The organism is Sorangium sp. So ce119 (assembly GCF_051524405.1).
In the GTDB taxonomy this organism is placed as follows: Bacteria; Myxococcota_A; Polyangia; order Polyangiales; family Polyangiaceae; genus Sorangium; species Sorangium cellulosum_G.
Genome location: NZ_CP150310.1, coordinates 947,375 through 961,533 on the forward strand (window position 1 = coordinate 947,375; position 14,159 = coordinate 961,533).

Below are 14,159 nucleotides of genomic sequence, written 5' to 3' on the forward strand. Positions count from 1 at the left end.
ATGGGCGAACCGCGAGCGCCCTGGCCGTTCCGGCGCGGTCCTCCGGATCGCTCGCCCATCCCCGGCCGTCCGGCGCGCGCCGCGCGCCGTGTCGGCGCGCCCCTTACCAGCCCCAGGGATCTCGCCGTCGCGGCGCGTCCCACGGCGCGTCGCGGCGCGGCGCGGCGCGGCGGGGTGTCGCGCGCCAGTGCTGCCAGCGCTCGTGCTGGCGCGGGGCGCGCCCCACCATGAAGAGGCGCACGAGGAAGAGCCCGGCGACGAACCCCCCGAGGTGCGCGAAGAACGCCACCCCGCCGCCGCGCACGCCGATCGAGCCGAGCCCGTTCAGCAGGTTCACCACGAAGTACTCGAGGATGACCAGCCACGCCGGGAGCTCCAGGAACAGGCCGAAGATGAACCACAGGAGGAAGATCGGGTTCAGCACCGTGATCGGCGAGCGCGGGTACAGCGACGCGTACGCCGCCAGCACGCCCGAGATGGCGCCCGAGGCCCCCACCATCGGGATCAGCGAGCCGGGATCGATCCAGATCTGCGCGCCCGCGGCGGCGATGCCCGACAGCACATAGAACGCCGCGTAGCGGAGGCTGCCGAGCGCGTCCTCGACGTTGTCGCCGAAGATCCAGAGGAACAGCATGTTCCCCCCGAGGTGCGCCCACCCCGTCGGATCGTGCATGAACATGCTGCTGAAGACCGTCCACCACGTGTCGGTCGGCTCCCGGAGCAGGTGCAGCGGCACGAGGCCCCACACGGAGAGCACCCGCTCGGGCGAGAGCCCGGCCGCGATCATCGACCGCATCCAGAAGAAGCCGAGGAGGTTCAGCGCGATCAGCAGGTAGTTGACGACCGGCACCTTGCGGGTCGGCAGTTGGTCTCGGACGGGCAGCATCGCGTTTTACTTAAGCACGCGGGCCCGTGACAGCATCCGTCTGCCTTGATAGACCCGGGGCGATGTCCGAGCTGCGCCTCCACGACTCGCTGACCCAGAAGCTCGCCCCGCTCGTCCCGCGGCGGCCCGGCGAGGTCCGCATGTACTGCTGCGGCCCGACGACCTACGACGTCGCGCACGTCGGTCACGGCCGCGCCGCGCTCACCCCGGACGTCCTCGTCCGCCACCTGAGGGCCCGCGGCCTCCGCGTCGTCTACGTCCGCAATATCACGGACGTCGACGACAAGATCCTCCAGCGAGCGGCCGAGTCCGGCGAGCCCCCGATGGATCTGTCGGCCCGCATGGCTTGCCTCTACCGCGACGACGTCGCCGCCCTCGGCTGCCTCGAGCCCGACGTCGAGCCGAAGGTCTCGGAGCACATCCCGGAGGTCGTCGCGCTCATCGAGCGGCTGATCGAGCGGGGCGCGGCCTACGTGGTCGAGCGGCCCGGGGACGTGCGCGACGTCTACTACGCCGTCCGCAGCTTCCCCTCGTACGGCAAGCTCTCGAAGCGCAACCTCGATGATCTCCGGGTCGGCGCCCGCGTCGGGCCGTGCGAGGACAAGCGCGATCCGCTCGACTTCGCGCTCTGGAAGGGCGTCGCCTCCGGCGGGTGGGGCTGGGACAGCCCGTGGGGCAAGGGGCGACCCGGGTGGCACATCGAGTGCTCCGCCATGTCGAGCCGCTACCTCGGGGCCGGCTTCGACGTCCACTGCGGCGGCATGGATCTCGTCTTTCCCCACCACGAGAACGAGATCGCCCAGAGCGAGGCCGCCCATCCGGACGAGGCGCCGCTCGCCTCGATCTGGATCCACAACGGCTTCGTCAACGTCGACAAGGAGAAGATGGCGAAGTCGCTCGGCAACTTCGTCAAGCTCCGCGACGTCTACGCCCGCAACGACCCGGAGGCGCTCCGCTACTTCCTGCTCACGGTCCACTACCGGGGCCCGATCGAGTTCGACACCGAGCGGCGCGACGACGGCCGCGTCGTCTTCCCCGGCGTGGTCGAGGCCGAGCGCCGCGTCGACTACCTCTACGCGACGCTCGATCGACTCTCCGCGCTCATCGGCCCGTCCGGCGAGGGCGCCTCGCCGGGAGTCCCGGAGAGGCTCCCCAAGGGGTTCGCGGCGCTCCTCGCGATCGCGGACAGCGCCCCGGGCCGCGCCGCTGCGGCGCTGGACGACGACCTCAACACCCCCGTCGCGCTCTCGGTCATCGCCGAGGTCGCCAAGGCGGCCAACGAGCTCGCCGACGTCGCGCAGCGGCGGCGGAAGGACCAGGACGTCGCCCGCGCCGCGCCGCCGCTCGCGCGCCGCCTCCACGCGGCGCTGCGGTCGTCGCTCGACGCCCTCGGCCTGCTGCAGACGCCGCCGTCGGTCTACCAGGCCCGCACGCAGGAGCGGCGCCTCGGGCTCCTCGGCAAGACCCGGCAGGCGATCGAGGCGAAGCTCGCCGAGCGCGCCGAGGCGCGCGCCGCGAAGGACTTCGCGCGGAGCGACGCCCTCCGGCGGGAGCTCGAGAGCGACGGCATCGAGGTTGCCGACTCTCCTACCGGTACGACATTCCGGGTGGGCGTTTGAGGCTCCCTGCCGCGACGCGCTCCCCGGCCGCCGCTGGACTCTGCACCAGTGGACGAAAACGGCAGGGGGATCTAGGTTTCCGCCCGATGCGGGCCGGCTGCGGCCCGCGTCCCCTGCAGCTCCTGCAGCCAGGAACGATGACGGACGACCATGGCTCGTGATCTCTACTCCGTGCTCGGCGTCTCGCGCGATGCGGACGAGGACACCATCAAGAAGGCGTTCCGCAAGCTCGCGATGAAGTACCACCCGGACAAGAGCCCGGGGAAGGCCAACGAGCAGAAGTTCAAGGAGATCAACCAGGCGCACGAGGTGCTGAGCGACAAGACGAAGCGCGCGCTCTACGACGAGTTCGGCGAGGAGAGCCTCTCGCAGAACTTCGATCCCGAGCGCGCCCGCGCCTACCGCCGCTACGCCAACGCCCGGGCGGCGGGCGGCGGCCGCGGCGGCCCCGGCGGCTTCGACGTGCAGGAGATCTTCGGCAACAACCCCGGCGGCGGCGGCGGCGATTTCAGCGACATCCTCGGCGACCTCTTCGGCCGCGCCCGCGCCGGCGGCGCCGGCGCGGGCCGCCGCGCCCACCCGATGCGCAGCCGCGGCGGCGACGTCGAGCAGGACCTCACCATCGATTTCGTCTCCGCGGTGCGGGGCACGACGCTCCAGCTCCAGCGCGCCGACGACCCGGAGCCGGTGACGGTGCGCGTCCCGCCCGGCGCCGCCGAGGGGAGCCGCCTGCGCATCCGCGGTCAGGGCGGACCGGGCGTGGGCGGCGGCGAGCCCGGCGATCTGCTGCTCAACATCCACGTCACGCCGCACCCGTTCTTCAAGCGCGAGGGCGACGACCTCCACCTCGACGTGCCCGTCACCCTCGGCGAGGCGTACCGGGGGGAGAAGATCCGCATCCCCACGCCCGACGGCGAGGTCACGCTCAAGATCCCGCCGCGCACCCAGACCGGCCAGGTGATCCGGCTGCGCGGCAAGGGCATCGCCCGCAAGGCGAAGGAGCCCGGGGATCTCTACGTGAAGTTCGTGGTGCACGTCCCCACCGTCGACGACCCCGAGGTCGCGAAGGCGATCGACGCGCTCGACGGCAAGGTCGAGGCGCCGCGCGGCGACCTCAGGTTCTGAGCGCGGCCTCCCGGCGCGGCGCGGGCCTCGCACACGGCGCGCATTGTCCCGGGTGAGCGCGGTGCTGGTATCGCGGGTCAGAAATTCTGCCAGGGATCTGCCTCGCGGGTGGAGACTTCAACGCAAAGGCGCAAAGGCGCAAGAGAGAACAAATGTCGTGCATTTTTGCGCCTTTGCGTCTTTGCGTCTTTGCGTTGAGCTCTCTCTCCGGATCCCTCGCGGCGGTCTTGGCGCTCGCCGCGTGCGCCTCGCCGGCGCCGCCGCGCCCAGCCCCGCGCGCCGCTGGCCTCTCCGCCCCGGCCGCCGGTCCGCTCGGGCGGGTGGACGCCCTGGCGCCTGCCGCCTCCTCCACTGAGCCGCCCGCCCCGGCCGCGCCTCCGGCGGTCTCGCCTGCGGCGCCGGGCGCCTCCCTCGAGGACCCGTCCGCGGCGGCCGCCGAGGGCGACGCGCGCGCCGACTCGCAGGGGCCCTCGATCGCCATCGAGCCGCCCTACAAGCTCGGCCGCCACCCCGTGCCTCGCGGCCAGGCCGAGGCTGCCGAGCGCGATCGCTGGAACGCCGGGGGCAGGGGAGATCCTCCGGCGCCGCCGCCTCCGGCCGAGGGGCACCCGCTGCCGCGGATCATCGTGGACATCGACAAGGTGAAGGGGCCGCTCAAGGCGCGCGAGGTGGAGCGCGCCGCGCGGCGGCAGCTCTGGATCCACGTGTACTCGTGCTACCGGCTGCGCGCGTACCGGGACCCGTCGCTGCACGGCAAGACGACCGTGCGGCTCACGGTGAGCCGCAGCGGCAAGGTGACGGGCGCGCGCGCGACGGCCTCCACGCTCTCCGCGCCGGACGTCGTCTCGTGCCTCGCCGAGCGGGCGCGATCGCTCTCGCTGCCCAGGGCCAAGGCGGGCTCCACGGTGGTGGCCACGCTGCAGGTCTATCCGGGCGACGACCCGGTCGAGCCCCCGCCGTCCGTCCTCGCTCCTGGCACCGGCGAGCTCCAGCCCGAGGCGATCGCGGCCGCTGCAGCCGAGGCGTTGCCCGCGTGGCGGAGCTGCTACGAGGCGGCGCTCGCGGGCGCGCCGGCGCTCTGGGGCCGCCTCGCGATCCGCTTCCACGTGACGGACAGCGGCGCCGTCGACGAGGCCTTCGAGGTCGAGTCGCGCTTCCCGGACGAACGGCTCACGCGCTGCGTGCTCCGGCGCGCGCGCGCGCTCACGTTCCCGGCGCCGGAGGGCGGCGACCTGCGGGTCGTCGTGCCGCTCCGGCTTTCGCCCGACCCGCAGAGCCCTGGACGCTAGCTGCCTCACAGGCCCCGCTCGTCCGGCGCGCTCCCCGCGTGCGAACGCTCACAGCGCAAGCATGGCCAAGGCGGCCGCGCAAGCGAACTGTGCAGCGAGAAATTGCGCGCCCGGGTGGTTGTGCAACTTTTCTATGGGGGAGGAGGCTCAGGTACATGGATCTCTCACCGGGCACCATCATTGGGGGGAATTATCTGCTGGAGCGGCAGCTCGTGCGTCCTGGCGCGCGGGTCACGCGCGACCGAGGTTCGGTCTGGGTCGCGCGTGATCGGCAGCTCGGCGCGCGCGTCGCGCTCAAGCTCTTCTACCCCGACCAGGTGGGCGCCACGGGGGAGCTCCTCCGCATCGAGCGCTGGCTCGGCGCTGCCGCCGGGCTCTCGTCGCGGCACGTCGCGCGCGTGCGCGATCACGGCGTCGAGGACGGCGCGGTCTACCTGGCGATGGACCTGCTCTCCGGCGAGGATCTCGCGGCGCGCCTGCAGCGGCGCAGCCGGCTGTCGCTCCAGGAAGCCGCGCGCATCGCCGCGCACGGCGGAGAGGCGCTGCGGCGCGCACACGCCGCGGGCCTCCTCCACCAGTGCCTCCGTCCGGAGAGCTTCTTCCTCGCGCAGGAAGGCGGCGAGGAGATCGTGAAGGTGCTCGACTTCGCGCTGCCGAGGACGGTCACGCCGCGGCTCGTCTGCGAGGTCACGGCCGATACGAGCGCGAGCTCGCTCCACTACCTCAGCCCCGAGCAGATCCGGTCGGAACGGTCCCTCGATGCGCAGACCGATCTCTGGTCGCTGGCCGCGGTCCTCTTCCACGCGGTGACCGGCCACCTCCCGTTCCCTGGCGACATCGCCAGCGTCGTCGCCTCGAAGATCCTGCTCGCCCCGGCCCCCGCGGCGACGCAGCTCGTGCCGAGCCTGCCGCCCGCGCTCGACGGCTTCTTCGAGAAGGCGTTCGCGCGCGATCGTGCCCGGCGCTTCCGGTCGGTGGAGGAGCTCGTCGAGTCGTTCGTCTGCATCGCGGATCTCGCGCCGCCGCCGTCGTCCGGTCTGCTGCGCCCGCCCGCCGCTGCGCGCGTGGCGCGCGCTGCTCCGGCGCGCGCGCTCGTCGCGGCGTTCGCGCGCGCAAAGGCCGCGGCTGCCGGCCCTCCTCCGCCGCCCGAGCCCGTTTTCGATCCGCCGGGCGCGGACCGCAGGATGCCGCCCGACACGCTGCTCAGCGCGGCGAGCTCCGCCTTTCCGCGCGGGAGCGACGCGCCGCCCGCGCGCGGGCGGTGGACCCTCCTGGCCGCCCTGCTCGCGGTGCTCGGCCTGGCGATGCTCGTGACGACGTCGCGGATCGAGCGCCCGACGCTCGCGGCGACGGCCGCGACCGGCGCCCGCGCCGCCGTGCTCTCGGCCGCCGTCGTCGCCGGCCGCGTCGAGGCGCCGCAGCCCGCGCCCGGCGCTGCGTCCTCGGCGCCCTTCCGGCGAGCGCCCCTCGCGCCTCCCCAGCGCAGCGCGCGCGCGACGGTGGCCGCGCCGCCGGGCTCCTCGCCGGCCTCCGCGGTGCAGCCTCGTCCTGTGCGCGTGGGCGCTCCCGCGGAGCCCGCCGCCGCGAGCGGCCGCGTGCGCCAGGGCCTCGTGCGCGACTGAGAGAGCGCGAGCGCCTCGCGCGCGATCGAGCGGGCGCGGCGCGCGCTCGCGTGTCCGTCGTCCTGCCCGGCGGCCGGCCGCTCTACGCTCCGCGGGACGCGTCGTCCTCGGCGGCGGCCTTCTCGGCGGCGGCCTTCTCGGCGGCGGCCTTCTCGGCGGCGGCCTTCTCGGCGGCCGCCCTCTTCTCCTCGGCGAGGTCGTGCGCCTTGCGCGCCTCCTGCGCCGCGCGGATCGCCGACAGCGGGCCGCGCGCATCGCGGTGCGTCCGTGCGGCTTCGGCGTGGGGCTCGCTTCCGTTCCCGACGCGCGCGCCGGTCATCAGCTCGAAGTGCCCCGCCTCGATCCACACGGCGCCGAGCGCGTGCGCGATCTCCGCGTCCTCCGGCCCGAAGTACCCGATCGCGCCGCCGTAGACGCGCCGCGGCCCGACCTCGAGCGCGCGGCTGATCTCGCTCGCGCGCGCCGCGGGCGCGCCGACGGCGCTGCCGATCGAGAAGGCGGCGCGCAGCGCCTCGACCGGCGACGCGTCGCCGGCGCGCGGCGCTGCCGACGGATCCTGCTCGACGCGGACGAGCGTCTCGCCCGACGCGCCCGCGATCGCGAGCCCCGGCGCGAACGGCGACTCCGCGAAGTCGAGGAAGTAGTGGTGCGTCGACGGCGCGAGCAGCCGCAGCGCGCGGTACACGTCGAAGGGATCCGCGCCCCGCAGCGGGGCCCTGAACCTGCGCGCGAGCACGACCTCCTCCGCCTCGCCGGCGGCGATGCGCTGGCGCGCCGCGGCCACCTTCGCGGCGTAGTCCTCGTCGCTCACCGGCGTCTCGAGGTGCTCGGGCATCGCCTCCGGATCGAGCGCGGGCAGGCTCTGCTGCTCCGGCCCGTGCGACAGCTCCCAGGCGCAGCGGTTCACGGCGCCCTGCGACCGGCCGGCGATGGTCATCGTCTGCGCCACGCTGTCGAACACGACCACCGTCGCGTCCTTCATGACGCGCCCGAGGTACATCTCCTCGGGCCATGGCTCGATTCCCAGGAGCTGGTGCACCGTATCGTAGGAGAGGAAGCCGACCCACGACTGGCAGACGCGGGCCGCCAGCTCTCTCGATGTGTCCGCCGGCGCTGGCTGCCCGAGCCCCTCGTTCAGCGTCGCGAACGGGTCGAACCCGCTCGGGAGGATGCTCTCGGAGCGCGCCCGGTAGCCGAGGATCGCGTGGCGACCCCAGCGCTCGCCGGAGACGGCGGACTCGAACATGAACGACGAGCGGCCCGGCGACTGGGCGCGGAGCGCCGCGTACGCGCGGACCGGCGTGATGTGATCGGCCGGGAGAGTACGGATCACGAGGGGGCTCATCGCGGCCCAGCCTACACGACGTTGCGCCCCCCGGCGAAGGAGGCCAAGGTACGCGGGAGATCACGATGCGAAGCGCGCTGGCTCTCTCGTCTCTCCTGTGCCTGGCCGCCTGCGGCGGCGCCGAGCCTGTCCCGGAGGGCGCGCGCACCACGGTCATCTCGCTGCGGAAGATCGACTGCGAGGAGTGCGGCGCCGAGCTCGTCACCGATCTCCGCGAGCGCCCCGGCGTCTACGCGGCGTCGTTCGACAGGCGCCGCGCCGAGCTCGCCGTGACCGCGTCGCCGTCGTTCGACGTCACCGGGACGGTCAAGCAGCTCGCCGCCGACGAGGGGTTCGAGGCGGTGCTCGGCGGCGGCAAGGGGCAGTACCTCGGCTGGGCCACGTTCCCCGAGGGCGCGGACGCCCGGACGATCGCGGAGGGCGGCGCGGACGTCCCCGATCTCCGCGCGCAGGTCGTCCCCGGCAAGGTCACGGTGCTCGATTTCGCCGCGAGCTGGTGCCTGCCGTGCCGCAAGATGGACGCGCACATGGCCGCGGTGCTCGAGGCCCGGCGGGACGTCGCGTACCGCCGGCTCGACGTCGGCGACTGGGACACGCCGCTCGCCCGGCGTTACCTGAAGCAGGTCTCGAAGCTGCCTTACGTGATCGTCTACGACACGAGCGGCGCGCAGGTGGACGCGTTCGCGGGCCTCGAGATCGAGCGGCTCGACGCGGCGATCGAGCGCGGCGCGCGCCGCTGAGCCCGGCGGCCCGCGCGCTCGATCGACGCGCCGATCGGGCGACGCGCCGATCGGCCGACGCGCCGATCGGGCGACGCGCCGCTCGGCCGACGCGCCGATCGGGTCAGTAGTGGCCGAAGAGATCCTGGATGCGCGACTCGAGCGCGACCGCGATCTTGTAGAGCGACGAGATGGACGCTGAGGACTCGGCGCGCTCGATCTGCGAGAGCAGCGACACGCTGAGCCCGGTGCGGCGCGCCATCTGCTTGAGGGTGAGGTCCTTGTCCTTGCGGAGGTTCCGGATCGTGTCGCCGATGACGCGGTGGAGCTGCTCCTCCGGCGTCCGCGCGAGGCCCTTCTTGCGCATCACGCGGGCGAGCACCTCGCGGAACTCGTCGACGTTGAACGGCTTCTTGATGTAATCGACCGCGTCGAGCTTCATAGACGCGACGGCGCTCTCGAGGTTGGGGAAGCCGGTGAAGATGACGACCGCGATGTCGTTGTCGACCTTGCGGATGCGCTTGAGGACCTCGATGCCGTCGAGCTTCGGCATCATCAGGTCGAGGATGATGAGGTGGTAGCCGCCCGCGCGCACCTCCTCCTCGACCGTCGTTGGGTCGCCCAGCGTCTTGACCTGATAGCCGTCGCGCTCGAGCAGCGTCTGCATGTAGTCACAGATCGCCCGGTCGTCGTCGACGATCAGGATGCGTACAGCGGGAAGCTCAATTGCCACCTGTTCCTCCTCTCACGACCGGCCGAGCCGGTTCGTCCTGATCCGTTCTGGAAGGGGCCGCACAGGCGGTCCCTTGCTCAACGTTGCGCGAGCAGGGGGCGAGGTCCTCACCGGCGCCACAGCAGCCTCGCTCTCTGTAATGTCTCGGCAACATCGGGATTCCAGTGACACTTTAACACGGCTCGGGCAAGGTCGTCGCGGGAGTTTTTTCTTGCGCTCCACCGATTCTTGGCTTCGTGAAACGTCCGGGGCGCCGGGGTCAGCCGGAGGCAGATGTCGTCGAATTCCCGCGGTTTATCGACGTGCGGTGACCTGGGGGGCGTGTAGGTGCGGGGCGAACGCGGGGTGTTCCGGCGCACCGTTCGCAAATTCGTATTGACAAGAGGCTCGCTCTTGGCGATGTTGCGCGCCCGCTGTTCAGCGGGCGTTGCTTTCGCAGCAGCGTACGGGGCGTAGCGCAGCCTGGTAGCGCACTCGGTTCGGGACCGAGGAGTCGGAGGTTCAAATCCTCTCGCCCCGACTACTTCTTCGACACGCAGGCAGGTGGAGCCGTCGCCGGACGGCCGCTGCCGTCCCCGGTGACCTCCTGGTCACCTGAACGACACTTCGGCCAGTCCACGCCATGGACGGGCGCCGCCGGGAACGGCCGCCTCGCTGCCGCTGCAGGCCTCTGGCGCATGCGCCATGACCTGCTCGGAGACGTACCGGCTGCCAGGGCGTAGGCGCCTGCTGGCTGGCGTCGGGGCAGCCGTGGGCTGCCCGGTACGCGTTCGCGCTGGGGCGCTCGCGCCGAGCGGGCCGTGCAGCTCGGCAGGACCTCACGCGAGCGCGGGGGCTGTGCAGCTCGGCACCGCCTCCCGCGCCACCTGGGACCAGCCTGGACGGCGCGGGATTACCCCGTGCGCCCCGCCAGGTTGGCGATCACCGCCGCGAGCTCCGACGCCTCGATCGGCTTGGGCACGTGCGACTGGAACCCCGCCAGGAGCGCGCGCGTCCGGTCCTGCGCGCTCGCGTACGCCGTCAGCGCCGCCGCCGGGATCCGCCCCCCGTGCTCCGGGCTCTGCGCGCGCAGCCGCCGGATCAGGCTGTAGCCGTCCTCTCCGGGCATCCCGAGATCGCTCAGGATCACGTCGGGCTTCTCGCGCGCGATCGCCGACAGCGCCTCCTCGACGGTGGCGACCGCGGTGATGGTCGCCCCCTTGCGCTCCAGCACCGTCGTCACGAGCTCCCGCGCGTCCGGCTCGTCGTCGACCATCAGCACGCGCACGCCCTGCAGCGTCGGCTCCGAGTCGGCCGCCAGGTTGCTGAGCCCGTCGACCTTCCGCAGCGCCGCGATCGCGCCGCGCGGCGCCAGCGGGATGTCCACCGAGAAGGTCGCTCCCTTGCCCTCCCCCGCGCTCTCCGCCTTCACCGTGCCCCCGTGGAGCTCGACGAGGTGGCGCGCGATCGCGAGGCCCAGCCCGAGCCCGCTGTGCGGCCGCGTGCTCGTGCTGTCGGCCTGCCGGAAGCGATCGAACACGTACGGCAGGAACTCCGGGACGATGCCCTGGCCGTTGTCCGTCACCTGGATGCGGGCCACGCCCTCGACCCGGCTGAGCTGGATCGCCACCTTGCCGCCGCGCGGCGTGAACTTGATCGCGTTCGACAGGAGGTTCCACACCACCTGCTGCAGCCGCGTCTGGTCGCCCGAGATCGGCCCCGCGCCCGCGTCGAGCTGCACCCCGAGCTCGATCCCCTTCGCGTCCGCGCCGTGGCGGACCGCGTCGATCGCGGCGTTGATGATCGGCGGCAGGTCGATCAGCATCACGTCGAGCCGCAGCTTGCCGGTGATGATGCGCGACGCGTCGAGCAGATCCTCGACGAGCTGCGCCTGGAGCGTGCCGTTGCGCTCGATCGCCTCGAGCGCGCGGACGTGCGTGTCCGGCTTCAGCGAGCCCTGCCGGAGCATGCGCGCCCAGCCGAGGATCGCGGTGAGCGGCGTCCTGAGCTCGTGGGAGAGCGTGGCGAGGAACTCGTCCTTCGCGCGGTTCACCTGCTGCGACTCGCGGTAGAGCTGGGCGTTGTCGAGCGCGAGCGCGGCGAAGTTGCAGAGCTCCTCGGCGAGCGCGAGATCGTCGACGCCGTAGCGCCGGCCCGACTCGGTCGTGAGCAGCGTGATCGCGCCGCGCGTCCGGCCGCGGGCGCGCAGCGGCACGATCATGGCCGAGCGGACGCCGAGCTCGCGCAGCAGCGCGAGGTAGGCCGGGTCGTGCGCGCCGGACCAGCTCTCGCTGTCGGGCTCCGGCGACGCGGCGCGCTGCCACGCCATGCTCTCGACCTCCGAGACGAGGAGCGACTCGCCGCGCCGGAGCACCGCGTGCACCGCGCGCGGCACCTCCGGCTCGGTCGGGTAGCGGACCGACAGGTCCTTCCCCAGCGTCTGCTTCGCGTTGCTCGCGTGCACGGCCGCGAGCCGCGTCAGCGATCCGTCGGGCTCGACGATGTCCACCACGGTCGCGTCGGCGATGTGCGGCACCGCGAGGCGCGCGACGTTGGCCAGGGTGGTGTCGTACTCGAGGCCCGACAGCGCGAGCTGCCGGCTCGCCTCGCCGATGAAGTACCGCCGCTTGTCGGCGAGCCGCTTCTCGGTGACGTCGCGGAAGACCAGCACGAGCCCGACGAGATCGCCCTCGTCGCTCCGGATCGGCGCCCCGCTCGAGTCGATCGCGAGCTCCGAGCCGTCGCGGCGCAGCAGCAGCGTGGTGTCGTCGAGCCCGATGATGCCGCCGTGGCGCAGCACCTCGGTGACCGGGTTGTCGAGGTCGTCGCGCGTCTGCTCGGAGATGACCCGGAACACCTCCGACAGCCGGCGGTCCCGCGCCTCCTCGAGCGCCCAGCCGGTCAGCTTCTCGGCCACGGCGTTCATGAAGTCGATCCGCCCCGAGCCGTCGGTCGAGATCACCGCGTCGCCGATGCTCTTCAGCGTCGTGGAGAACTTTGTCCTGCTGACCCGCAGGTCCGCCTCGAGCTGCTTGAACTGGGTGATGTCGGCGAAGATGGAGACCGCGCCGAGCAGCTCGCCCTCCGGCGAGAGGAGCGGCGCGCAGCTCCCGAGCATCATCCCGTGGGTGCCGTCGAACCGCTGGAAGTGGAGCTCCTCCGCGGGCACGGTCTCCCTGCGCGTGAGGCACCGCGCCATCGACCAGTCCTCGGCGGCGAACGGCCGCCCGTCGGCGTGGAACGCGCGGTAGCGCCCCCAGCCCTCGACGTTCTCGGCGGTGGAGCTGCCGGCCCAGATCCGCTCGGACGCGCGGTTCTGGAGGATCAGCTTGCCCTGGGCGTCGGAGACGATGATGCCGTGCGGGCTCTCGCTGAGGAGCGCGTCGAGCAGCCCGCGCTCGTGCCGCGTGATCGCGCGCAGCCGCTCGACCTCGCGGCGCAGCGCCTCGACCTCGGTGTCGATGGGAGGCACCGACGCCGCGAGCGGCGTGAGCTCGAAGGAGGCGCTCGCGGTCGGATCGAGGCTCGCGATGACGCGATCGATCTCGACGACCGCCGGGCCGATGAGCCGTCGCTGCTCGGCGGTGCTGGCCGCCTCGTACAGCAATGCCCGGGCCTGAGCGAGCGCCGTGACGATCGGGATGTCCGAACGTTCGGGCATGGCTCTCAAGGGATCCCACGGCCGCCGGACGCGAACAAGATGCTATGCGAGCGAACTGACACGGAAATTACGTCGAACGACGTGGACTTCTTGTTGGACGGACTCTTCCAGTGGGCCGGGGTACCCCGGGTCGCCCGGGGACCCGCGCCCCCCGGGGGCGCCGTGGGCGCGCCCCGGGGGAAGATCGCGGGGCGATCAGCTCCGGGCCGCCTGGATCTGCTTCACGAGCTCGGGCACGGTCGTGAAGAGGTCCGCGACCAGGCCGTAGTCGGCGACCTGGAAGATCGGCGCGTCGGCGTCCTTGTTGATGGCGACGATGACCTTCGACCCCTTCATGCCGGCGAGGTGCTGGATCGCCCCCGAGATGCCGACGGCGACGTAGAGCGACGGCGCGACGACCTTGCCGGTCTGGCCGACCTGCAGGTCGCTGGCGGCGTAGCCGGCGTCGCACGCGGCGCGGCTCGCGCCGACGGCGGCGCCGAGGAGGTCGGCGAGCGGGTCGAGGATCTCGTTGAAGCGCTCCTTCAGGGCGCGGCCGCCGGAGACGACGACCTTCGCCTCGGCGAGCTCCGGGCGCTCGCTCTTCACCTGGTCGAACGAGATGAACTCCACGCGCTCCGCGGCGGCGCTCGGCGGCACGACGGCGACCTGCTCGATCGCCGCCTTCCCGCCGGCGGGCTCCGCGGCGGCGAACGCGCTCTGCCGGACGCTCACGACCTGGACGGGGGTCGAGACGGTGCAGATCCCGTACGCGTTGCCGGCGTACATCGGGCGCTTGTACTTGAGGGTCGAGCCCTCGGCGATCAGCTCCGAGATGTCGCTCGCGAACCCTGCCGAGAGCCGCGCAGCGACGCGCGGGAGCAGGTCCTTGCCGTAGGCGCTCGCGGTGCCCACGACGACCGTATAGCCCTTCGCGGCCGCGACGACGGTCGGAACGTAGCGCTCCGCGACGTAGTCCTTCAGCGCGCTCGACTCGGCGACGAGCACCTTGGCCGCGCCGAGCGCCGCCGCCTCGGCGGCCGCCTCGCCGAGCGCGTCGCCGATCACGAGGATCGAGTACGTCCCGCCGAGCGCCGCCGCCGCCTGCCTGGCGAACGTCACGGCGGAGTGGGTCGTCTTCTTCAGCTTTCCTTCGGCGGCCTCGGCCACCACGAGAACGTCAGCCATGATCCCTCCTGGAC

Annotated in this window: 10 protein-coding genes and 1 tRNA gene; 6 read left to right on the top strand and 5 right to left on the bottom strand. The window is 72.8% G+C overall.

The window, feature by feature from the left end:
• Window positions 1-103: 103 nt before the first annotated feature.
• Window positions 104-886, bottom strand: coding sequence for a rhomboid family intramembrane serine protease (locus WME76_RS03790; protein ID WP_437958852.1), 783 nt, complete (start codon window positions 884-886; stop codon window positions 104-106).
• A 62-nt stretch (window positions 887-948) separates the two neighbouring features.
• Between WME76_RS03790 and cysS the strand changes: the two genes are divergently transcribed.
• From cysS to WME76_RS03810, 4 genes are all read left to right on the top strand, one after another.
• Complete coding sequence (gene cysS / locus WME76_RS03795) at window positions 949-2,505, top strand: cysteine--tRNA ligase (protein WP_437958853.1); 1,557 nt, start codon at window positions 949-951, stop codon at window positions 2,503-2,505.
• A 150-nt stretch (window positions 2,506-2,655) separates the two neighbouring features.
• A complete protein-coding gene (locus WME76_RS03800; protein WP_437958854.1) occupies window positions 2,656-3,630 on the top strand; it encodes a DnaJ C-terminal domain-containing protein in 975 nt (324 codons plus the stop codon).
• Between the two features lie 320 nt (window positions 3,631-3,950).
• A complete protein-coding gene (locus WME76_RS03805) occupies window positions 3,951-4,919 on the top strand; it encodes an AgmX/PglI C-terminal domain-containing protein (RefSeq protein WP_437958855.1) in 969 nt (322 codons plus the stop codon).
• 155 nt (window positions 4,920-5,074) lie between these two features.
• Entirely contained in the window at window positions 5,075-6,541 is a 1,467-nt protein-coding gene (locus WME76_RS03810) for a protein kinase domain-containing protein (protein ID WP_437958856.1), read from the top strand.
• Window positions 6,542-6,623: 82 nt separating this feature from the next.
• Here the strand turns inward: WME76_RS03810 and WME76_RS03815 are convergent, their stop codons facing one another.
• Window positions 6,624-7,874 carry a chorismate-binding protein gene (locus WME76_RS03815; RefSeq protein WP_437958857.1) on the bottom strand — a complete coding sequence of 417 codons (1,251 nt, stop codon included), beginning with the start codon at window positions 7,872-7,874 and terminating at the stop codon, window positions 6,624-6,626.
• Between the two features lie 77 nt (window positions 7,875-7,951).
• Here WME76_RS03815 and WME76_RS03820 point away from each other — a divergent pair, with 77 nt between their 5' ends.
• A complete protein-coding gene (locus WME76_RS03820; protein WP_437958858.1) occupies window positions 7,952-8,626 on the top strand; it encodes a TlpA family protein disulfide reductase in 675 nt (224 codons plus the stop codon).
• 103 nt (window positions 8,627-8,729) lie between these two features.
• Here the strand turns inward: WME76_RS03820 and WME76_RS03825 are convergent, their stop codons facing one another.
• Window positions 8,730-9,338, bottom strand: coding sequence for a response regulator (locus tag WME76_RS03825; RefSeq protein WP_020732843.1), 609 nt, complete (start codon window positions 9,336-9,338; stop codon window positions 8,730-8,732).
• Between the two features lie 446 nt (window positions 9,339-9,784).
• On the opposite strand from WME76_RS03825, the gene WME76_RS03830 reads away from it, so the two are divergent.
• A tRNA-Pro gene (locus WME76_RS03830) sits at window positions 9,785-9,858 on the top strand.
• Between the two features lie 372 nt (window positions 9,859-10,230).
• Here WME76_RS03830 and WME76_RS03835 read toward each other — a convergent pair.
• Both WME76_RS03835 and WME76_RS03840 read right to left on the bottom strand, forming a co-directional pair.
• A complete protein-coding gene (locus tag WME76_RS03835; RefSeq protein ID WP_437958859.1) occupies window positions 10,231-12,978 on the bottom strand; it encodes an ATP-binding protein in 2,748 nt (915 codons plus the stop codon).
• Window positions 12,979-13,173: 195 nt separating this feature from the next.
• Window positions 13,174-14,145: an electron transfer flavoprotein subunit alpha/FixB family protein gene (locus WME76_RS03840; protein WP_437958860.1), complete on the bottom strand. Its 972-nt coding sequence runs from the start codon at window positions 14,143-14,145 to the stop codon at window positions 13,174-13,176.
• Window positions 14,146-14,159 lie beyond the last annotated feature (14 nt).

Coding starts and splice junctions, on each gene's coding strand:
- WME76_RS03820 (WP_437958858.1), top strand. CDS start 7,952: ATGCGAAGCGCGCTGGCTCTCTCGTCTCTCCTGTGCCTGGCCGCCTGC.
- WME76_RS03835 (WP_437958859.1), bottom strand. CDS start 12,978: ATGCCCGAACGTTCGGACATCCCGATCGTCACGGCGCTCGCTCAGGCC.
- cysS (WP_437958853.1), top strand. CDS start 949: ATGTCCGAGCTGCGCCTCCACGACTCGCTGACCCAGAAGCTCGCCCCG.
- WME76_RS03790 (WP_437958852.1), bottom strand. CDS start 886: ATGCTGCCCGTCCGAGACCAACTGCCGACCCGCAAGGTGCCGGTCGTC.
- WME76_RS03840 (WP_437958860.1), bottom strand. CDS start 14,145: ATGGCTGACGTTCTCGTGGTGGCCGAGGCCGCCGAAGGAAAGCTGAAG.
- WME76_RS03810 (WP_437958856.1), top strand. CDS start 5,075: ATGGATCTCTCACCGGGCACCATCATTGGGGGGAATTATCTGCTGGAG.
- WME76_RS03800 (WP_437958854.1), top strand. CDS start 2,656: ATGGCTCGTGATCTCTACTCCGTGCTCGGCGTCTCGCGCGATGCGGAC.